Annotated in this window: 21 protein-coding genes; 13 read left to right on the top strand and 8 right to left on the bottom strand. The window is 73.8% G+C overall.

The window, feature by feature from the left end; translation table 11 throughout:
• Positions 1 to 6 precede the first annotated feature (6 nt).
• On the top strand, positions 7 to 690 hold the full coding sequence (locus tag ACZ5CW_RS09270; protein WP_468599668.1) for a TetR/AcrR family transcriptional regulator: 684 nt from the start codon (positions 7 to 9) through the stop codon (positions 688 to 690).
• A 444-nt stretch (positions 691 to 1,134) separates the two neighbouring features.
• Here the strand turns inward: ACZ5CW_RS09270 and ACZ5CW_RS09275 are convergent, their stop codons facing one another.
• Positions 1,135 to 2,280 carry an FAD-dependent oxidoreductase gene (locus ACZ5CW_RS09275; RefSeq protein ID WP_468599669.1) on the bottom strand — a complete coding sequence of 382 codons (1,146 nt, stop codon included), beginning with the start codon at positions 2,278 to 2,280 and terminating at the stop codon, positions 1,135 to 1,137.
• Between the two features lie 22 nt (positions 2,281 to 2,302).
• Entirely contained in the window at positions 2,303 to 2,965 is a 663-nt protein-coding gene (locus ACZ5CW_RS09280; protein ID WP_468599670.1) for a TetR/AcrR family transcriptional regulator, read from the bottom strand.
• 149 nt (positions 2,966 to 3,114) lie between these two features.
• Here ACZ5CW_RS09280 and ACZ5CW_RS09285 point away from each other — a divergent pair, with 149 nt between their 5' ends.
• Positions 3,115 to 4,116, top strand: a complete 1,002-nt coding sequence (locus ACZ5CW_RS09285; RefSeq protein ID WP_468599671.1) for a LacI family DNA-binding transcriptional regulator — start codon at positions 3,115 to 3,117, stop codon at positions 4,114 to 4,116.
• A gap of 66 nt (positions 4,117 to 4,182) precedes the next feature.
• Here ACZ5CW_RS09285 and trxA read toward each other — a convergent pair whose 3' ends face one another.
• A complete protein-coding gene (gene trxA / locus ACZ5CW_RS09290; protein WP_468599672.1) occupies positions 4,183 to 4,560 on the bottom strand; it encodes a thioredoxin in 378 nt (125 codons plus the stop codon).
• Between the two features lie 141 nt (positions 4,561 to 4,701).
• On the opposite strand from trxA, the gene ACZ5CW_RS09295 reads away from it, so the two are divergent.
• On the top strand, positions 4,702 to 6,132 hold the full coding sequence (locus ACZ5CW_RS09295) for a dihydrolipoyl dehydrogenase family protein (RefSeq protein ID WP_468599673.1): 1,431 nt from the start codon (positions 4,702 to 4,704) through the stop codon (positions 6,130 to 6,132).
• 25 nt (positions 6,133 to 6,157) lie between these two features.
• On the opposite strand, the gene ACZ5CW_RS09300 is transcribed toward ACZ5CW_RS09295, so the two are convergent.
• Positions 6,158 to 6,802, bottom strand: a complete 645-nt coding sequence (locus ACZ5CW_RS09300) for a peptide deformylase (protein ID WP_468599674.1) — start codon at positions 6,800 to 6,802, stop codon at positions 6,158 to 6,160.
• A 154-nt stretch (positions 6,803 to 6,956) separates the two neighbouring features.
• Here ACZ5CW_RS09300 and ACZ5CW_RS09305 point away from each other — a divergent pair, with 154 nt between their 5' ends.
• Both ACZ5CW_RS09305 and ACZ5CW_RS09310 read left to right on the top strand, forming a co-directional pair.
• Positions 6,957 to 7,466 carry a BlaI/MecI/CopY family transcriptional regulator gene (locus tag ACZ5CW_RS09305; RefSeq protein WP_468599675.1) on the top strand — a complete coding sequence of 170 codons (510 nt, stop codon included), beginning with the start codon at positions 6,957 to 6,959 and terminating at the stop codon, positions 7,464 to 7,466.
• Entirely contained in the window at positions 7,361 to 8,290 is a 930-nt protein-coding gene (locus ACZ5CW_RS09310) for a M48 family metalloprotease (protein ID WP_468599676.1), read from the top strand. Before ACZ5CW_RS09305 ends, ACZ5CW_RS09310 begins: the two co-directional genes overlap by 106 nt.
• Positions 8,291 to 8,342: 52 nt before the next feature.
• On the opposite strand, the gene ACZ5CW_RS09315 is transcribed toward ACZ5CW_RS09310, so the two are convergent.
• Positions 8,343 to 8,690: a tetratricopeptide repeat protein gene (locus ACZ5CW_RS09315; RefSeq protein WP_468599844.1), complete on the bottom strand. Its 348-nt coding sequence runs from the start codon at positions 8,688 to 8,690 to the stop codon at positions 8,343 to 8,345.
• A gap of 186 nt (positions 8,691 to 8,876) precedes the next feature.
• Complete coding sequence (locus ACZ5CW_RS09320; RefSeq protein ID WP_468599677.1) at positions 8,877 to 9,527, bottom strand: histidine phosphatase family protein; 651 nt, start codon at positions 9,525 to 9,527, stop codon at positions 8,877 to 8,879.
• A 231-nt stretch (positions 9,528 to 9,758) separates the two neighbouring features.
• Here ACZ5CW_RS09320 and ACZ5CW_RS09325 point away from each other — a divergent pair, with 231 nt between their 5' ends.
• The 5 genes from ACZ5CW_RS09325 (at position 9,759) to ACZ5CW_RS09345 (ending at position 13,999) form a co-directional block, all read left to right on the top strand.
• Positions 9,759 to 10,424, top strand: coding sequence for a response regulator (locus ACZ5CW_RS09325; RefSeq protein ID WP_468599678.1), 666 nt, complete (start codon positions 9,759 to 9,761; stop codon positions 10,422 to 10,424).
• Positions 10,421 to 11,527, top strand: coding sequence for a sensor histidine kinase (locus ACZ5CW_RS09330; RefSeq protein WP_468599679.1), 1,107 nt, complete (start codon positions 10,421 to 10,423; stop codon positions 11,525 to 11,527). Before ACZ5CW_RS09325 ends, ACZ5CW_RS09330 begins: the two co-directional genes overlap by 4 nt.
• 194 nt (positions 11,528 to 11,721) lie before the next feature.
• Complete coding sequence (locus ACZ5CW_RS09335; RefSeq protein ID WP_468599680.1) at positions 11,722 to 13,092, top strand: rhodanese-like domain-containing protein; 1,371 nt, start codon at positions 11,722 to 11,724, stop codon at positions 13,090 to 13,092.
• Complete coding sequence (locus ACZ5CW_RS09340; RefSeq protein ID WP_468599681.1) at positions 13,089 to 13,256, top strand: hypothetical protein; 168 nt, start codon at positions 13,089 to 13,091, stop codon at positions 13,254 to 13,256. Before ACZ5CW_RS09335 ends, ACZ5CW_RS09340 begins: the two co-directional genes overlap by 4 nt.
• Positions 13,253 to 13,999 (top strand): sulfite exporter TauE/SafE family protein, encoded by a 747-nt coding sequence (locus ACZ5CW_RS09345; RefSeq protein ID WP_468599682.1) that lies wholly within the window; start codon positions 13,253 to 13,255, stop codon positions 13,997 to 13,999. The genes ACZ5CW_RS09340 and ACZ5CW_RS09345 overlap by 4 nt, the downstream gene beginning before the upstream one ends.
• A gap of 15 nt (positions 14,000 to 14,014) precedes the next feature.
• Here the strand turns inward: ACZ5CW_RS09345 and ACZ5CW_RS09350 are convergent, their stop codons facing one another.
• Positions 14,015 to 14,302: a metal-sensitive transcriptional regulator gene (locus ACZ5CW_RS09350; RefSeq protein WP_468599683.1), complete on the bottom strand. Its 288-nt coding sequence runs from the start codon at positions 14,300 to 14,302 to the stop codon at positions 14,015 to 14,017.
• 81 nt (positions 14,303 to 14,383) lie between these two features.
• On the opposite strand from ACZ5CW_RS09350, the gene ACZ5CW_RS09355 reads away from it, so the two are divergent.
• The gene (locus ACZ5CW_RS09355) at positions 14,384 to 15,013 is read left to right on the top strand and encodes a rhodanese-like domain-containing protein (RefSeq protein ID WP_468599684.1); all 630 of its coding nucleotides are present in this window, start codon (positions 14,384 to 14,386) and stop codon (positions 15,011 to 15,013) included.
• An 82-nt stretch (positions 15,014 to 15,095) separates the two neighbouring features.
• Here the strand turns inward: ACZ5CW_RS09355 and ACZ5CW_RS09360 are convergent, their stop codons facing one another.
• Positions 15,096 to 16,061: a hypothetical protein gene (locus ACZ5CW_RS09360; protein ID WP_468599685.1), complete on the bottom strand. Its 966-nt coding sequence runs from the start codon at positions 16,059 to 16,061 to the stop codon at positions 15,096 to 15,098.
• Positions 16,062 to 16,242: 181 nt separating this feature from the next.
• On the opposite strand from ACZ5CW_RS09360, the gene ACZ5CW_RS09365 reads away from it, so the two are divergent.
• Positions 16,243 to 18,543: a heavy metal translocating P-type ATPase gene (locus ACZ5CW_RS09365; protein ID WP_468599686.1), complete on the top strand. Its 2,301-nt coding sequence runs from the start codon at positions 16,243 to 16,245 to the stop codon at positions 18,541 to 18,543.
• A gap of 154 nt (positions 18,544 to 18,697) precedes the next feature.
• A complete protein-coding gene (locus tag ACZ5CW_RS09370) occupies positions 18,698 to 19,822 on the top strand; it encodes a S8 family peptidase (protein ID WP_468599687.1) in 1,125 nt (374 codons plus the stop codon).
• The last annotated feature ends 102 nt before the right edge of the window (positions 19,823 to 19,924 follow it).

The raw sequence follows: 19,924 nt of genomic DNA on the forward strand, positions 1-19,924 counted from the left end.
TTCCCGATGCTTTACGCTGTCTTCATGTCCAGCGCCCTGCCGCCCTTCCCTCCGCAGCCCCAGGAGCCCCTCGAAACCCCCCAATTGCTCAGCATCGGCGCGGCTGACGAGGAACCGTGCCTGCGTGCCGACGCCGCCCGTAACAGGGCCCGCCTGCTGGAGGCCGCCGCCCGGCTCATCGCGGAGCACGGGGTGGCCGGAGTGACCATGGAGGCGGTGGCCGCCGCTGCCCAGGTCGGCAAGGGGACGGTATTCCGCCGTTTCGGCGACCGCACGGGACTGCTGATGGCCCTGCTCGACCACTCGGGCAGGCAGCTGCAGGCGGACTTCCTGAGCGGGCCACCACCGCTCGGCCCCGGGGCGCCGCCCCTCGCGCGGCTGCGGGCGTTCGGCGTGGCGGTGCTGTACCGCTCCGCGGAACAGCTGGATCTGCAGCTGGCCGCCCAGCCGGAGCCGGACCGCCGGTTCTCCCACCCCGCCGCCGGGGCGCTGCGCACGCACGTCACGATGCTGCTGCGGCAGATCGTCCCGGACGCCGACTGCGAGCTGCTGTCCCACACCCTGATGGCCTCGCTCGACCCGGCCCTCATCCACCACCTGACCCGCCAGTGCGGCATGCCCATGGCGCGACTCGAGACCGCCTGGATCGACCTGGTCGCCCGCATGACCGACACGGCCCCGCCCCACTGAGGCCGCCCACGGATCGAACCGCTCCGCTGTGGCAGCTGCTCGCCCGGATCGCCCGACGGACTGATGGCCGCCGCCCGACGTGACCGCTCCGCCGGCGACCTCACCGGCCGGGTCGCGGGTCTCGGCCCCAGATCAGCCGGCCCGTCCCGCTGGGCCTGTGCGTGGGTAGGGTCGATGGGTGTGCTGGTGGGTCGGTCGGCCCGCTCCGCTGTGGCTGTTGTGGGCAGGGTCGGGGGCTTGGCCGTCGGCCTACCGGTCTGCCGCGGCGTGATTGCTCGTCGGCCGGGTTGCCGGGCTCGGCCGCCGGTCAGCCGGTACGGGCGGCCACGACTGCTCGCCCGTAGGCTCCGGCGGGTCGGTCCCGCTGCGCCTGCGCGCCGGGCTGGTGGGCGCCGGGTGGCGTCGGGGGTGGTCGTTCGCCGGCCGGGGTCCCGGCGAGGCTGCTCAGTGGCCGGCGAACATGTCGAGCAGCCCCTGCGGTGCGTCCGTGCGGAACAGGAGGGCTCCGCTGTGTGCGGACTCCGCCGCCGACGCCTCGGCGCGCGGGAACATCGCCGCTTCGTAGGCGGTCAGCGCGGCCTCGGTGTCGCCGGGGTGCGCGGCCAGCGTGAGGCCCAGGTCGGCGCCGTCGGCCAGCGCCAGGTTGGCGCCCTCGCCGGCGAACGGTGACATCAGGTGGGCGGCGTCCCCGAGCAGGGTGACGCCGGGGACCCGGTCCCAGCGGTGACCGACCGGCAGGGCGTGGATCCGCCGGGGCACCAGCGGCCCGTCCGCGTCCGCGACCAGCGCCCGCAGGCTCTCGTCCCAGCCGTCGAACTCCTTCAGCACGGCCGTCCTCGACGCCTCGGGGTCGGTGAAGTCGATGCCGTCCAGCCAGTCCTCCGGCGCCTCGACGGCCGCGTACACGTGCAGGCTGCCGTCGCTCTCCCGGTGCGCCAGGAAGCCGCGGCCCGCGCCGAGCGCGAAGAGCATCCCGCCGCCGACCACCTCCGCGCTCACCGGGCGACGCAGATCCGCCTCGAGCAAATCCGACTCGACGAACGACACGCCGGTGTAGGCGGGCCGGGCGGGGGAGAGCAGCGGGCGGACCCGGGACCAGGCGCCGTCCGCGCCGACCAGGACGTCCGTGGTGAAGCCGCTGCCGTCCGCGAGCGTCACCTCGTGCCGGCCGCCGCCCAGCGGGCGCGCCCCGGTCACCTTGGCGCCCCAGCGGACCGTGCCCTCGGGCAGGGAGCCGAGCAGCAGGTCACGGAGATCGCCGCGGTCGATCTCGGGGCGCCCGCCGGTGCCGTCGTCGGACGTGGCCAGCCGGAGGGTGCCGTCCCGGTCGAGAACCCGCAGGGCCTGGCCGCCGGGATGGACGCGCTCGAGGAACTCCTCGTGCAGCCCGGCCGCGCGCAGCGCCTGCTGCCCGGAGTCGTCGTGGATGTCGAGCATGCCGCCCTGCGTCCGGGCGGCCGGTGAGGCGTCCAGGTCGAAGAGGGCGGCCTCGATGCCGTGCACGTGCAGGACGCGGGCGAGCGTGAGCCCGCCGAGGCCCGCGCCGACGACGGCGACGGGGTGGTGCGGGAGGGAGGAAGGGGTGGTCATGGTGGGGTGGCCTCCTGGCGGTTCAGTCGGGTACGGCGGTCCGCTCGATGCCGTTGATCAGGGTCTGGAAGGCCCAGGACAGGCGGGCTTCGGGGGTGCCGGACAGCAGCGCGTCGGCGGTGGCGGCGATGTGCGGGTGGACGTCGGCGGGCGCCTCGCGCAGGGCGCGGTCCGTGGCCTGCCACTCGGACGGGGACTCCGCCCCGGCGTGCTCGGCGGCGGTCGCGGTGGCGTGCTGCAGCAGCAGATCGACGCCCCATGCCGCCCGGTCGCGCGGCACCCCGCCCTCCTGGAGCAGTTCCAGCAGGGTCTCGATGAGACGCAGAAAGTTCGGGCCGCTGGGCCGGGCGGTCAGCGCCGAGCGGGCGAGGCTCGGGTGCTCCAGGAGCATCACGGTGTAAGCGGTGAGCACCGCCTCCAGCCGCTGCCGCCAGTCACCCTCGGCGGGGGCGGGGCCGATCGTGCCGAGCAGCTCGTCGAGGACGGCGGCGTGCAGTTCGTCGGTGTTGCGGACGTACACGTACAGCGAGGCGGCGCCGGTGTCGAGTTCCTGCGCCAGCCGGCGCATGGTCACCTTGCGCAGACCCTCCGCGCGCAGGACGGCGACGGCGGCGGTGACGATGCCCTCCCGGGACAGGGCGGGCTTCGCGGGTCGTTCACGACGGGAGCGGGGAGCAGCGGTCATACCGGCACCGTAACGAACATGTTCGTTACGAACAAGTTCGGCACGAACATGTTCGGAGGCGGGCGCGAAAAGCGGCTTTTCGTCCAACGATGAACCACGTTCCCCCGCCTGCTCCCGGCCTCCGCCCCTCTGCCAAGATGCGGTCTGTCATGGTGCAGATACCGAACACGCCCACGAGTGCCGACGTGGCCCGCCTGGCCGGCGTCTCGCGCGCGACCGTGTCCTACGTCCTCAACAACACCAGCGCCGTACGGATCAGCGAACCGACGCGCCGACGCGTCCACGAGGCCGCGCGGGAACTGGGGTACGTGCCCCACGCCGCCGCCCGCAGCCTGCGCGCCGGACACAGCCGTATGGTCCTCATGCCCGCCCCGGCGATCCCGGTCGGCCCGCTCTACAGCAGCTTCCTCAACGAACTCCAGTGGGCGCTCGGCCGTCTCGACTACACGGTCGTGCAGTACGGCAGCGTCGGCCTGGAGGGCGACGAAGCCGCCCGCGCCTGGGCCGAGTTGCGGCCGGTCGCGGTGCTGGTGCCGGGCACCGGACCCGGCCCGCGGGGAGTCCAGGTCCTCAAGCGGTCCGGCGCCCGGGCCGTGGTCACCCTCGGTCCTGAACGGGTCGACGGCGCACACGCCCTGCTGATGGACCACGCCACCGTGGGCCACTGCGCGGGCGCCCATCTGTACGAGCGGGGCCGCCGCCGGATCGGCGTCGTCGTGCCCGGGGAGCCGGGCCTGGAGACGTACTCACGGCCCCGGCTCGCGGGCGTACGCCAGGCGCTCGACGCCACGGACGCGACCGTGACGGAGCTGCCGCTCGCGTACACCGAGCAGGCCGCCCACCGACTCGCCGCCCGCTGGAGGGAGTTGGGCCTGGACGCGGTGTTCGCCTACAACGACGAGTACGCGATGCTGCTGATGCGCGCGCTTCAGGACGAGGGCCTTCGCGTCCCGCAGGACGTGGCCCTGATCGGCGCCGACGACCTGATGCTCGGCCGGCTGCTGCGGCCCCGGCTCAGCACGGTCCACATCGAGCTGCCCTCCGGCCGGGACCTCGCCGAACTGGTCGACCGCGCGGTGCGCGACCCCGGCGGCGAGCCGGAGGTGCACAAGGTGCTGGGAGCCTCGGTGATCCGGCGCGAGTCCAGCTGACCCGGAGCCTGCCGGGAGCCGGACCGCGCCGGGCCACCGGACGCGGCGACGAACGCCGCGCACGGGCTACTGGCCGCCGGCGGCCTCCTCGGCGGCGATGCTCTTGCGCACCTCGTCCATGTCCAGCTTCCGGGCCTGCCCGATGACGTCCGCGAGAGCGGCCTCGGGCAGGGCACCCGGCTGGGCGAAGATGGCGACCTTGTCACGGACGATCATCAGCGTCGGGATCGACTGGATCTGGAAGGCCGCGGCCAGCTCCGGCTGGGCCTCGGTGTCCACCTTGCCGAAGACCAGGTCCGGGTTGTCCGCGGCGGCCTTCTCGTAGACCGGCGCGAACTGGCGGCACGGCCCGCACCAGGACGCCCAGAAGTCGATGAGAACGAAGTCGTTCTCGCTGACCGTCTGGTCGAAGTTGTCCTTGGTCAGCTCCACGGTGCTGGTCATGGCGTGATTCCCTCTTCCTGGTGTGGGGGTGTGCCGACGGCGGAAACACGGCCGCCGGGCCGCCTATTCCACCCGTGCACGCCTGTGTTCCGCGCGCGTACCCATGTGGCCGACGCGCACACCACCCACCAGACTGACCCCATGACGGAAACGGAATCCATCGCGTACGACGTCGTGGTGCTCGGGGGCGGGCCCGTGGGGGAGAACGTCGCCGACCGCACCCGCGCGGCCGGTCTCACCACGGCGCTCGTGGAGAACGAACTGCTGGGCGGCGAGTGTTCGTACTGGGCCTGCATGCCCAGCAAGGCCCTGCTCAGGCCGGTCATCGCCCAGGCCGACGCCCGCCGCCTGCCCGGCCTCGCCCAGGCGGTCCAGGGGCCCCTCGACACGCCGGCGGTCCTCGCCCGCCGGGACGGGTTCACCTCGCACTGGAAGGACGACGGCCAGGTCGCCTGGCTGAACGGCACCGGCGCCGACTTCCACCGCGGCCACGGGCGCCTCGCCGGCCCCCGCACGGTCACCGTGACCGCCCCGGACGGCACGGTCACCACGCTCACCGCCCGGCATGCCGTCGCCGTCTGCACCGGCACCCGCGCCCAGCTGCCCGGCCTTCCCGGACTCGCCGAGGTGGAGCCCTGGACGAGCCGTGAGGCGACCAGCGCCAAGGCGGCACCCGGCCGGCTGATCGTCGTCGGCGGCGGTGTCGTCGCCACCGAGATGGCCACCGCCTGGCAGGCCCTCGGCTCGCGGGTCACCCTGCTGGTGCGCGGTAAGGGCCTGCTGAACCGCATGGAGCCGTTCGCCGGGGAACTGGTCGCCGAGGCCCTCGGCGAGGCGGGCGTCGACGTCCGCACCGGCACCTCCGTGGAGTCCGTCACCCGCGAGAACGGCATCGTCGTCGCCGTCACCGGGGCCGGCGACCGGATCGAGGCCGACGAGATCCTCTTCGCCACCGGCCGCGTCCCGCACACCGACGACATCGGCCTGGACACGGTCGGCCTGGAACCGGGCTCCTGGCTGGACGTCGACGACAGCCTGCGCGTCACCGGCACCGACTGGCTCTACGCGGTCGGCGACGTCAACCACCGTGCCCTGCTCACCCATCAGGGCAAGTACCAGGCCCGGATCGCCGGCGCCGCCATCGCCGCGCGCGCCGCCGGCAGCGCCCTCCCGGACGAGCCCTGGGGTGCCCACGCGGCCACCGCCGACCACCACGCCGTACCGCAGGTCGTCTTCACCGAACCCGAGGCCGCCGCGGTCGGTCTCTCCCTCGCCGAGGCGGAACAGGCCGGCCACCGCGTCCGCGCCGTCGACGTCGAGTTCTCCTCCGTCGCCGGGGCGGGCCTGTACGCCGACGGCTACAAGGGCCGGGCCCGCATGGTCGTGGACCTGGAGGACGAGACCCTGCGCGGCGTCACCTTCGTCGGCCCCGGCGTCGGCGAACTCATCCACTCGGCCACCGTCGCCGTCGCGGGCCGCGTCCCGGTCGGCCGCCTGTGGCACGCGGTCCCGTCGTACCCGACCCTGAGCGAGGTGTGGCTGCGGCTCCTGGAGGCGTACCGGGACGCGTGAGCCGGGCTGATCCGGACGAAACCCCCTAGGGCAGGTCGAAGCCCAGGGCCTCGGCCGCCCGCCGTGGGGTCGGCTGGGCCCACAGCGCCGCCACCGCCTCGTTCGTCGACAGGGAGCGCGGTTCCGCGCGGTCCAGGTAGAGGGTGCCGTCGAGGTGGTCCGTCTCGTGCTGCACGATACGGGCCGGCCAGCCGGTGACCACCTCGTCCAGCGCGCGGCCCTGTTCGTCCTCGCCGCGCAGCCGTACCTCGGCGTGCCGGGCCACGACCGCCTGCCAGCCCGGCACGCTCAGGCAGCCCTCGAAGAACGCGGCGCGGGCGGTGCCGACGGGCTCGTACACCGGGTTGACCAGGACACGGAAGGGCTGCGGGACGCGGCCCCGGGCCACGGCGACCTCCTCGGGCACCGGTGCCGGATCCTCGATCACCGCGATCCTCAGCTCCACGCCGACCTGCGGAGCGGCGAGGCCCACGCCGGGAGCGGCGTGCATGGTCAGGCGCAGGGCCTCGATGAAGCGGGCCAGCAGGGTGGGGCCGAGCTGACCGGCGTACGGCTCGGCGCCGTGCCGCAGCACCGGCTGGCCGGCGGCGACGATGGGCAGGGGGCCGCCGGCGGCGAGGAGTTCCTCGACCCGCTCGGCGAGCGGTGCGTGATCACGGGGAGGTGCCATCGCGTCAGAATGCCATGCCCTCCCACCGCCCGCGGCGGCTGCGGAGGTGTCGGCGGCGTGAAGTAGCGTGGGCGACACGCCGACGCCGAAGCGGCGAGTCGGCCGGAGGGGCGGACCGGGGGCGACCCGAGCCACGGGAAGAGGGAGACGGGAGATGGCGCGGGATGACGGCCGGGTCCGGCGGCGCGGCCAGGGCGAACTGGAGGGCCAGGTCCTCGGCGCGCTGCGCGAGGCGGACGGGCCGGTCACCGCGGCCTGGGTGCAGCAGCGCCTCGGCGGCGACCTCGCGTACACCACCGTGGTCACGATCCTCACCCGGCTGCTCGCCAAGGACGTCGTCTCCCGCGAACGCCACGGCCGTTCCTTCCTGTGGACGCCGACGGCGGACGTGGCCCGGCTCGCCGCTCTGCGCATGCGCCGCCTGCTGGACGGCGAGCGGGACCGGGAAGCCGTCCTGGCGAGCTTCGTGACCGCCCTGCCGCCCGGCGACGAACAGGTGCTGAGGGCCCTGCTCGACATCCCGGGCCCGGACGACGGCGGTATGGAGACTGACCGCACATGGGGGTCTTCGTCTTCCTGCCGCTCGTCCTGCCGCTGTCCGCCTGGCCGGTGGCCCGGCTCGCCGAGACGCGGCTGCACCCGCGCACCGCGACCAGGCTGCTGACGGCCGTCGCCGTCGTCATGGCCGGGTGCAGCACCCTGTGCCTGGCCCTGCTCATGGTCGTCGGCACCGCCCAGCTGCCGGGCAATCCGCTCCCGGACGGCTGGTCCGACCCCGAGGTGCGGGCCGCGCTCCCGTACGACGAGGTGGCGGGCCGGGCCGCCATCCCGGCGCTCGCCGTGGTGGCAGCCGCCTGCGCCCGCACGCTGTGGCGGCACCGGCGGGTCACGCGCCGCGCCCGCCGGGCCCTGGCCGCGCTGCCGGGGCCGACGGTCGCGGTACTGCCCGACGGCACGCCCTACGCCTACGCCCTGCCCGGCGGCCCTGGCCGGATCGTCGTCACCACCGCGCTGCTGGCCGGACTCGCCCCCGCCGAACGCCGTGCCCTGTTCGCGCACGAACGCGCCCACCTGGCCGCCCGCCACCACCGCCACCTGCTCGCCGCCCACCTGGCAGCCCGGGCCAACCCCTTCCTGCGCCCGCTGCGCACGGCCGTCGTCTACACGGCCGAGCGGTGGGCGGACGAGGAGGCGGCCCGTGCGGTCGGCGACCGGCGCACGGTCGCCCGCGCCATCGGCAAGGCGGCCCTGCTGTCCACCGGTACTCCGGCGCCGACCCTCGCCGCCCTCGCGGCGACCGGTCCCGTGCCGCGCCGGGTGGCCGCCCTGCTGGCCCCGCCGCCCGCGGCCCGTACCTGGCCGTCCGCCTTCACCGCCGTGGGCCTGGCGGTCTGGGGCGCCGCGGCCGGCGCGCTGGTGTCCGCGATGTCGTCGGCGAACTCCGCCGTCACCCTCTTCGTGACCCTGTGGCAGGCGACCCCGCTGTGACCCCATGCCGAAGGCCCGGCCCCCGACGGGGACCGGGCCCGGGGCGCGGGTCTCACTCCTGCGGGAAGTCGCCCGCGAGCGCCGAGGCGAGCCGCAGATGCCGCTCCGCCTCCTCGTGCCGGGCCTGCCGCTGGAGCGTGCGGCCCAGCATCAGCCGCGCGTAGTGCTCCACCGGGTCGCGCTCGACGATGATCCGCAACTCGGCTTCGGCACGGCGCAGTTGGGCCGAGTGGTAGTAGGCGCGCGCCAGCAGCAGCCGGGGTCCGGTCTGCTCCGGCACCTCCTCGACCAGCCCGGCCAGCACCCGCGCCGCGCTCGCGTAGTCCTTCGCGTCGAAGAACAGCTGCGCGCGCTCCCAGCGCTCGGCGGCGGTTCCGTGGTCGTAGTACGTGGTCTCCACTTGCGTCTCCACTCGTGACCTCCTTCGCCGGCCACAACCGAGCAGAGTTGTTCAATATTCCACTACTTGGCGGCGGGGCAAGAGCGGTCACTCGTCCCCCGCGGTGCCGGAGTCGGTGCACGACCAGGTCGAGGCCGTCGCGCAGCGGCGCCGGAGCACCGCGCGGATCGCTGAGGATGCCGCCGGTCAGCAGGCCGTCAGCAGCAGGGTCGAGGAGTCGGTCGGCCGTGGCCCGGGGTCCGTCGGTTCGAAGAACGTGAGCCGGCCGGCATCGGGGACGGACGCGTCGGCGGGCCGGATGCTCCAGCCGCCCTCGGGCCATGTGAGGCGGACGGTGTGCAGCGGCGCGACCCGGAGACTCCAGAAGGCCCGGGCCGGCGCGGACAGGGCATGGACGAGGAGGGCCTGGACGACGGCCGGTTCGGCGATGACCAGGACGTGCCCCGTCTCGGAGGGCAGGCTGCCGAGCCATTCCCCGGTCCGGTGGCAGAGGTGGCGTACGGTCTCGCCGCCGTGGGGTGCGGCATCCGGATCCGTGCGCCAGACGCTGTATCCGTACGGGTCCTCGGCGACGATGTCGGCCATCGCGCGGCCGCGCCACGTGCCGTGGTCGAGGTCGCGCAGGGCGGGCTCCACCGAGGCCTTCAGGCCGAGGGCGGCGGCGGTCAGCGCGGAGCCGGCCGAAGGCGATCGCACGACGCTGGAGTGGGGAGGAAGCGATGCCAGGGCGGCACTCGCCCGGTGCAGCTCGAGTTCGCTGACCGGCTCGTGGCCGAAGACGTCGTCCGTGGATGTGTCCGCGGGGCGCGCGCACAGAAGTGTCAGCCGGATCGTCATGCTGTCCTCCTCGTCGGGCCGGGCATGTCGTGGGCGATCGCCACGTTGCGCTCTGCCACGTCCTCCAGGGTCGACGCCCCCTCTTGCCGTAGGCATCCGGCAGAGGTCCGGAACGTACCCGCCGAGTGGCTGGAGTCGGCCCCGCCACCTGGGGCGGCCCTGCCGTGCGGAAGCGGGGTGCTCGCCGACGTGGTACGACGGACGGTAATCCGACGATGAGTGGGAGCGCGCGTGATCCGGGTACTGGTGGTCGACGACGAGGCCCTGATCCGTACGGGTTTCAAGTGCATCCTGGACGCCGCGGACGACATCGAGGTCGTGGCGGCGGTTCCCGGCGGGGAGGCGATCCGGACGGCTCGGGAGACCGACCCCGACGTCGTCCTGCTGGACATCCGTATGCCGGACGTGGACGGGCTCTCCGTCCTCGCCGACCTGCGCCGGCTGCGGCCGCCCCCGGTGGTGGCCATGCTCACGACGTTCGACATGGACGAGTACGTGGCGACAGCCCTGCGCCGCGGGGCGGCGGGCTTCCTGCTCAAGGACACCGACCCGGAGCAGCTGCCGTTCCTCGTGCGGTCCCTGGCCGACGGGGGCACCGTGCTGTCGTCCAAGGTCACGCGGACCGTGGTGGACGGATACCTCGAGGCCGGCTGCCAGGAACCCGCCACCCGCGGTCTGGACCGGCTGACCGATCGCGAACGTGGCGTGCTCGTCCTGATCGCCGAGGGACTGTCCAACGCGGACATCGCCGCGCGGATGCACCTGAGCACCGGCACCGTCAAGGACCACGTGAGCGCCATTCTCACCAAGCTGGAGGTCTCGAGCCGCGTCCAGGCGGCCCTGCTCGCCGATCGCGCCGGCCTTCTCAGGCCGCCCCGAGACCTGGAGCCGGGATGATCCCCCGCCGCCTGACCACCGCACTGGGTGATGCCGCCGTCCTCGGCGCGGCACTGCTCGACGTCTTCGTCCACGTGACCTCGGACGAGCCGCTGCGCCTGGCCGTCGCCCTGGCCGCCGCCTGCCTGCTCATGCTGCGCCGGCGCTTTCCGTGGCTCACCTTCCTGCTCACGCTGCCCGCCGTCCTGCTCTCGGACGCGATCTTCGCTTCGCTCGCGGCGCTGTACACGGTGGCCACGGTCACCCGGCGCCGGTTCGTCCTGGCCGTCTGCGCCCTGGCGTACACGCTCAGCGACATGACCTCGTGGTCGCCGTCACCGCAGCTCGAGCTGTGGAGTGCCTCGGCCCTGATCACCCTGGGCTATACCGCGGCGACAGCCGCGGCTCCGGTCTTCCTCGGCCAGCTCGTCCAGGCCCGGCGCGACCTGTCGCTGCGGCTCACCGAGATCTCGCAGGCACGCGACCACGAACGACGGCTGAGCGCGGAGGCCGTTCTGGCCGAGGAGCGCGCACAGCTGGCCCGCGAGATGCACGACGTGGTCTCCCACCAGGTGAGCCTCATCGCGGTGCGGGCCGGGGCCCTGCAGGTCGGCACGCGGGACGCCGAGGTCAAACAGGCCGCGGCCACGATTCGCCGGCTGAGCGTGCAGACACTGGACGAACTGCGGCACATGGTCAACGTGCTGCGCGGCTCGCACAGCCGCCCCACGGAACTGACCCCGCAGCCGTCCCTGAGCGACCTGCGGCGACTGGTCGACGGCAGCGGCATCGACACCGACCTGACCACGGACCTGCCCGGTGACCTTCCGCCGACTCTGCAGCGCGCCGTCTACCGCACCGTCCAGGAAGCGCTGACCAACGTGCGCAAGCACGCCCCCGGGGCCACCGCCACCGTGCTCGCCCGGTACGAGGGCAACGCCATCAGCGTCATGGTCAGCAACACGGCGCCGACCCGTCCCGCCCTGCCCCTGCCCAGCGCCCACTACGGCCTGGTCGCCCTGCGGCAGCGCGCCGCCCTCCTCGGCGGCACCGTCACCGCCGGCCACACCGCCGACGGCGGCTACAGGCTCCGCCTTGACCTCCCGGTCAAGCAGGCGCCGTGACCGGTGCCCCGGCACAGGCCCTCCCGGTCAGGCAGGCGCCGTGACCGGCAGCCGGGCATAGGCCCGTCGATCCCGCTCGGCCGCACCGGTCCCGGTGGCCGGCACGTGTGCCCGGAAAAATACCCCCGGGGGTAATCGTGCTACCGTCGAACACATACCCCGGGGGGTAATTTTTCACCGGAAGGGAGCACCTCGTGTTCTTCATCGACACCATCGAGATCAGCAGGCTGGGCAACCGCAGCTACGTGGCGGGCGGCGAGCGGACGGCGGTGGCGGTCGACCCCCCGCGGGACATCGACCAGGTGATCGAGGCGGCGGCCCGGCGCGGTGTGCGGATATCCCACGTGGTCGAGACGCATGTCCACAACGACTACGTCACCGGCGGTCTCGAGCTGGCCCGGATCACCGGCGCCGCCTACCTGGTGCCGGCCGCAGCCCGGGTGTCGTTCGAGCGGACACCGGTGCACGACGGCGACCGTACGGAGATCGACGCCCCGGCCGGGCTGGCCCTGCGCGCGCTGGCGACTCCCGGCCACACCCCGCATCACACCGCGTACGCGCTGGAGGAGAACGGCAGGGCGGTCGCGGTCTTCACCGGCGGGTCGCTGTTGATCGGCACCGTCGGCCGACCCGACCTGGTCGAGCCGCGGCTGACCGGACACCTAGCCCGCGCCCAGCACGCCTCCGCACACCGGCTGGCCGCCGAACTGCCGGACGACGCGGCGGTGTTGCCCACCCACGGCTTCGGCAGCTTCTGTTCCTCCGGTCAGGTGGAGGGCGGCTCGACCACGGTCGGCGAGGAGAAGGCGTCCAACGCGGCACTCACCCGGGACGTGCACACCTTCGTCGCCGAACTGCTGGCCGGACTGGACGACATTCCCGCGTACTACGCGCACATGGGCCCGGTCAACGCCGCCGGACCCGTGCCCGTCGACCTGACCCCGCCCGCCGTCGCGGACGCCGAGGAGATCGCCGCCCGGCTGGACGCCGGGGAGTGGGTGGTCGACCTGCGCAACCGGGTGGCCTTCGCCGAAGGACACGTCGCGGGTTCTTTCAACTTCGAGGCCGAGGGGCAGCTCGCCACCTACCTGGCCTGGCTGATGCCGTGGCGCAAGCCGGTCACCCTGCTCGCCGAGTCCCCCGGGCAACTCAGGTCCGCGCAGCGCGAGTTGGCGCGGGTCGGGATCGACCGTCCGGCCGCCGCCGCCACCGGGAACCCGGCGCGCTGGGTGCGGGAGGGCGAAGCGCCCGCCTCCTTCCGGCGCGCCACCTTCGCCGACCTCGCGGAGCCCGCCGGCGAGGGCGTCGTCGTGCTGGACGTCCGCCGGGCCTCCGAACGGGCGGCAGGCTTCATCGAGGGCTCGGTCCACATTCCCGTGCACACTCTGCACCGCCGCCTCGACGAGGTGCCCGCAGGGCAGGTGTGGGTGCACTGCGCGGGCGGCATGCGCGCTGCCATCGCCGCCTCCCTGCTCGACGCGGCCGGCCGCCAGGTCGTGGCCGTGGACGACTCCTTCGCCGCGGCCGAGAAGGCCGGGCTCGCCGTACGGACCCCTCGACCGTGAGCGCCACGGACGACCGCCGGACGGGCGACCGATCGCGGCGGCCCGCCGCGCTGTCGCACGCTCTGGGCGGCGAGGCCGTCGGCGTCATGGGCGGCATGCCGGGCCGGCCCGGCGCGGGACCGCCGGTGCGGGACTCGCACGGCGGGAGAGGGGCCGTCGCGTGAGCGCCGTGATACTCGCCCTGGCCGCCGGCGCCGTCGTCGGACTGGCGCTCGGCGCGCTCGGGGGCGGCGGCGGTGTTCTGGCCGTCCCCGCACTGATCTACCTGCTCGGCTTCACGCCGGTCGCGGCCGCCACCGCGAGTCTCGTCATCGTCACCGTCACCTCCGCGACCGCCCTGTCCGCGAACGCCCGCGACGGCCACGTCCGCTGGCGTACGGGGCTGCTGTTCGCCGCGGCCGGGACCGGCCCGGCGATGCTGGGCGGAGCACTCGCCGGGCATCTGCCGGCCGCCCTGCTCACCACCGCTTTCGCCGTGGTCGCGGGCGCCGCCGCGCTGCGCATGCTGCGCCCCCGGACAGCGGCTGAGACCCCCGCGCCGGTGCGACCGGGCCGGGCGGCGGCCGCCGGTGCAGGGCTGGGCGCGGTCACCGGTGTCCTCGGAGTGGGCGGCGGTTTCCTCGCCGTACCGGCACTGGTCGAGGTACTCGGCATGAGGATGCGGACGGCGGTGGGCACCAGCCTGCTGGTCATCACCGTCAACTCGCTCGCGGCACTGGCCATGCGCGCCGGGACGGCCCATGGCCTGGACTGGGGTGCCATGGGCCCGTTCGCCGGAGCGGCGATCCTGGGCGCGTGGGACGGCAGGCGCCTGTCGGCGAAAGTGTCCGGGCGCACGCTTCAGCGGGTCTTCGCTCTGCTCCTGCTGGCCGTGGCCGGCTTCATGCTGGTCGACGTGGTGGCCTGATGCCCGTCGACGCCCTCACGCGAGCGACAGGAAGAGCTTCTCCAGGCGGGCCCGCATCTGCTCGGTGTCCTCACCGTTCTTCGTGCCGGACTCGATGTCCGCCACGCACTGCTGCAGCCCGGTGGCGATGATCGCGAAACCGGCCCGGTCCAGTGCCCGTGAGGCGGCGGCCAGCTGCGTGATGACGTCCTCGCAGTCCCGTCCCTCCTCGATCATCCGGATCACGCCGGAGATCTGGCCCTGCGCACGCCGCAACCGGTTCAGCACGGCTCGCAAAGACGCGCCCTCAAGCTCGAGTTCCACGATCACTCCTCGAAAAATACCCCTAGGGGTACTGTACGTCCCGGTTCGGGACGGCGGCGACCATCAAGGATCACCTCTGCCATGACCACCCCTCTCGCCCTCGACACCGCGCAGGCCCGCGCCCGGCTCCATGAACTCACCGTCATCGACGTGCGCACCCCCGGCGAGTACGCCTCCGGCCACCTTCCCGGTGCCCTCAACATCCCCCTGAACGAGATCCGGCGTGCGCTGCCCGAGATCCGGGTCGCGGCGGAGCGGGGGGAGGTCCTGCTGGTGTGTGCCTCCGGCGCCCGCTCGGAGAGCGCCTGCAAGCTCCTGGCCGGACACGGCATCGCGGCCGCCACCCTCGTGGGCGGCACCACAGGGTGGGCCGCCCAGGCACATGACCTCCACCGGCCCGCGGCCTGCGAGACGCGGGCCGCCTGGAGCATGGAACGGCAGGTCCGCCTCACCGCGGGAGCGGTGGTGCTCAGCGGGCTGCTCCTCGGCCTGCTCGTGCACCCGGCCTTCCAGCTCCTGTCGGCCGGCATCGCGGGAGGCCTCGTCCTCTCCGCCCTCACCGGCACCTGCGGTATGGCGTTCCTCCTGGCCAGGCTGCCGCACAACCGGCCCCGCGCGGCCGACCTCGGCGCCACGCTCGCCGTGCTGCGCGGTCGCACCGGCGAACCGCCCGCCGGGAGCACCGGCCGGCCGCGCGAGGAGGGTGCCTGACCGCGACGGCCGAGGAAAGCGGCGGCCTCCCCCCGCCGGTGGGGCCTCGGCTCGGGGGAGGTGACACGCGACTCGCCGCGGTTCAGTGGCTGTGCCCGGAACCCTTCCCGGGCATCGGGGAGGCCGTTTCAGGGGCGGCCGGCCGCTGCGCCGGCCCGCCCGCTTCGACGGTGAACGCGGCGGTGTGTACCTCGCCGCCGTGCTTGAAGTCCAGGAACAGCCGGTAGGCGCCGGTGCTGGGCGCCGTGGCCGTGAACGAGATGTCCGGCCCCGCCTCGGTCGTTCCGTCGCCGGGCTCGCCGTTGGGGTGTACGTGCAGGTAGGCGAGGTCTGTCGAGCGCAGGGCCACCAGATGGCCGTAGGCGCCGAGGTAGGGCTCAAGGTCCCGTACCGGCGTGCCGTTCCTGCGCACGGTCAGCGTCAGCTCGCTGCTCCCGGCCGGTTCCGGGCGGCCGCGGAGGCTCACCTCGTACCCGTCGGTCTCGGCCGTGGTGCGGGGAGCGGGGAGCGGGGCGGGCTCGTACGTCCCCGACGCGCTCAGATCGGCCCCGAGGGTGATCCCTTCGCCGCCGAGGGGCGTGAAATCGGCGAAGACCCGGTACGCCCCGGCCTCGGGCAGCGTCACGGGCGCGGACCAGGTGCCGTCGGCGGCGCGGGTGGGGTGCAGGTGGCGGTAGACGGTCAGGTCGCGCGAGGCGATGATCAGGTGCAGCTCTTTGGTGTGCTCCTGCTGGTAGGCGGTGAGCGCGCGCCCGGTCGCCTCCCGCACGAGCGCGAACCGCAGGTCGGTCGTCTTTCCCGCCTCGACGGTCGGGGTCTTCAGGTCGAGGGTGTAGCCCGCGTCGGATGTCCGGAGCCCTCCGGGAGGTGCCTCTGATCCGCGGCTTGCGGCGCGGTGTCCGTCGTGCGAGGCGTCGGCGTGCTTCTCGTGCGCCGTGCGCTCGGTCGCCGGGGAGATCCCGCCGACACCGCTGCCCACGCCGTAGGCGGTGCCGAACGTGGCGGCGAGCGCCGCGGCGAAGGCGGTGATCCTCAGTCCGGTGTTCATGGCCGCTCCTTGTCTCATGGCTGCCCAGGGCGGGCTCGACGCACTTCAACATACCCCTGGGGGGTATGAAGTCAAGTCGTGGACCGCCTTGCGCCACATACGGGTGGGGGGTATACATGGAGCCGCCGCCGGATACCCCCTCCAGGTATCCGGGACCGATGTGAGCCGCGAGGAGCAGTAGATGACCACCACCACACCCGGTGCCGCCGAGGTCGAACTCGCCATCGGCGGCATGACCTGCGCCTCATGCGCCGCCCGTGTCGAGAAGAAGCTCAACCGCATGGACGGTGTAGAGGCCACCGTCAACTACGCCACCGAGAAGGCCAAGGTCACCTACCGCGAGGACATCGCGGTCGCCGACCTGATCGCCACCGTCGAAGCCACCGGCTACACGGCGCGCGAGCCCGAACCCGTCCGCGCCGAGCCGACGCCCGCCGGCAGCCCCGCCGGGCAGGAGGCCGACGAACTGCGGCCGCTGCGGCAGCGGTTGACCACCGCGGCGCTCCTGGCGGTGCCGGTGATCGTGATGGCGATGGTGCCGGCGCTGCAGTTCGAGTACTGGCAGTGGCTGTCACTGACGCTGGCCGCGCCCGTGGTGACGTACGCTGCCTGGCCCTTCCACAAGGCTGCCTGGACCAACGCCCGGCACGGCGCCGCGACCATGGACACGCTGATATCGGTCGGTACGTCGGCCGCGTTCCTGTGGTCGCTGTGGGCGCTGTTCCTCGGAACGGCCGGTACGCCGGGCATGAGGCACCCCTTCGAGCTGACCATCGCCCGTAGCGACGGCGCCGGGAACATCTACCTGGAGGCCGCGGCCGGCGTGACCGCTTTCATCCTGGCCGGCCGGTACTTCGAGGCCCGGTCGAAGCGGAAGGCGGGCGCGGCGCTCAAGGCCCTGCTGGAACTGGGCGCCAAGGAGGTCACCGTGCTTCGCGGCGGCCGCGAGGACCGGGTGCCCGTCGCCGAGCTGAAGGTCGGCGACCGCTTCCTGGTCCGCCCCGGTGAGAAGATCGCCACCGACGGGACGGTCGTCGAGGGCTCCTCCGCCGTGGACGCCTCGATGCTCACCGGGGAGTCCGTCCCCGTCGAGGTCGGTGCGGGAGATGCCGTCACCGGAGCCACCCTGAACGCCGGCGGACGACTGGTTGTGGAGGCCACCCGGATCGGCGCCGACACCCAGCTCGCCCGGATGGCGAAGCTGGTGGAGGACGCGCAGAACGGCAAGGCCGCCGCGCAGCGTCTCGCCGACAGGATCTCCGGCGTGTTCGTCCCCGTCGTGATCGCCCTGGCCATCGGCACCCTGGGCTTCTGGCTCGGCAACGGCGCCGGTCCGACCGCCGCGTTCACCGCCGCGGTCGCCGTCCTGATCATCGCGTGCCCGTGCGCCCTGGGGCTGGCCACGCCGACCGCGCTGATGGTCGGCACCGGGCGCGGCGCGCAACTCGGCATCCTCATCAAGGGGCCTGAGGTGCTGGAGAGCACCCGCGAGGCCGACACCATCGTCCTGGACAAGACGGGCACCGTCACGACCGGTCGGATGACCCTGCTGGCCGTGCACACGGCCGAGGGCACGGACGAGACGGACGTCCTGCGCCTGGCCGGTGCCCTGGAGCACTCCTCCGAGCACCCGATCGCCCGGGCCGTCGCCGCCGGAGCGGCCGACCGCGTCGGCGCGCTGCCGATCCCGGAGGACTTCGCCAACGTGCCCGGTCTCGGTGTCCAGGGCGTCGTGGACGGACACGCCGTCCTCGTGGGTCGCGAGCAGCTGCTCGCCCTGGGGGTCCCCCCGCTCGGGCGAAGCGGGGAGCGGGGGAGGGCCCTGTCCCTGCCGGCCGGCCTGCGACGCGCCAAGGAGGGCGCCGAAGCCGCCGGACGCACGGCCATTGCGGTCGCCTGGGACGGCGAGGTCCGCGCGGTCCTCGAAGTCGCCGACGCAGTCAAGGAGACGAGCCCCGAAGCCGTCCGTCGGCTGCGCGCCCTCGGACTGACCCCGATCCTCCTGACCGGCGACAACCGGGCCGTGGCGGAAGCGGTGGCCGCCGAGGTGGGCATCGCCCCCGAGCAGGTGATCGCCGAAGTCCTGCCGCAGGACAAGGTGGACGTCGTCAAGCGCCTTCAGGGCGAGGGGCGATCGGTCGCCATGGTCGGTGACGGTGTCAACGACGCCGCGGCTCTGGCGCAGGCCGACCTGGGCCTCGCCATGGGCACCGGCACGGACGCCGCGATCGAGGCCGGTGACCTGACCCTGGTGCGCGGGGACCTCCGCGTCGCCGCCGACGCGATCCGGCTCGCACGCAAGACCCTGGGCACCATCCGGTCCAATCTGTTCTGGGCCTTCGCGTACAACGTCGCCGCCCTGCCGCTCGCCGCGGCCGGACTGCTCAACCCGATGATCGCGGGCGCCGCGATGGCCTTCTCCTCGGTCTTCGTGGTCGGCAACAGCCTGCGGCTGCGCCGCTTCCGCGCCGCCGACCAGTGAGCGCTCGCCCGAGCGGTGCATGGTCGCGCAGGTCAGCGCGCGGGCGGACAGGCTTCCGGCGGGCCGACCACCCGTCCGCCCCGCCGGAACCGCCCGCCCCCTGCGGTCGTCTTGTGCGCTGACTGTGTACGCAGCGGGGATGTGGGGGGACGTCGTGACGCGGAACGTGACGAAGGCCGGTCTCATGGCGGTGGCCATGGCGACCGTGCTCGGGGCCTCGGCCTGCGGCGGGGAAGCCGGCGCGGCGGCCGAGGGGAGCGGCGGGAAGCCCCCCGCGCACGGGAGGGGGGAGTCCGTGGCGGCCTCCGGTGACGGGGCGTCGTCCGGCTCGGCGCCGACGTCCTCCGGCACCGTGGGGAAGTTGTCCGGGGTCGCGCGGACCGCGGCGTCGCCCGTCACCCGGCACGTGCCGTGGAACCTGGACGTTCTGGATCAGCGGTCGCGGCCGCTGAACGGGAAGTTCACCACCACCGCCACGGGCAAGGGCGTTCACGTCTACGTGATCGACACCGGGATGGACACCGCCCACAAGGAGTTCGGCGGACGCGCCCGCCTCGGCGCCGACTTCGTGGGCCCGAAGGACTCCGGTGACTGCTTCAGCGAGGACGGGCTCGGCCACGGAACGTTCGTCGCGGGCATCATCGGCGGGGCGAGGTACGGGGTGGCGCCCAAGGCGGAACTCGTCCGCGTCCAGGGCATCCTGTGCGAGAGCGAGGGCGGCGGCTCCCCGGCGGCGGCCGAGGCGGCCTTGGTGAAGTCGGTCAAGTGGGTCACCGCGCACGCGCAGAAGCCCGCGGTGGTGAACATGTCCCTCAACCTCGACCACCGGTCGGCGGCCCTGGAGTCCGCCGTGAAGAAGATGGTCGACGCGGGGATCCCGACGGTGGTGTCGGCGGGCAACTTCCATGACGACGCCTGCAAGCACTCTCCGGCCGGCGTCCCCGGCACCATCGTCGTGGCGGCCTCCACCTCGAACGACCGCGCGTGGAGCGACGGCGGCTCCTACGGGTCGGGCTACGGACGGTGCGTGGACCTGTACGCCCCCGGCCAGAAGGTGACCGCCGCCCTCGCCGGCGGCGGTACGGCCACGGAGGACGGCGGCGCGACGTCCTGGGCCGCCCCGCACGCCACCGGCGTGATCGCGCTGTACCTGTCGGCACACCCCCACGCCACGGCCAAGGAGGTCCACGTCTGGCTCGACCACACGGCCACCCGCGGCGTCGTGCGCGGCGTCCGCTCCGACACTCCCAACCGGCTGCTCAACACCGGCGGTCTCTGACCTGCCCCGGCCCGGCCCGCTCAGCCACTCCTGGATCGCGCTCCCGCTCGCGCTCCTCGGCGGAGGCGCCGGCTCCCTCGCCAACGCCTCGGCGATCAACAT

This window comes from Streptomyces sp. NPDC031379 (assembly GCF_055569615.1).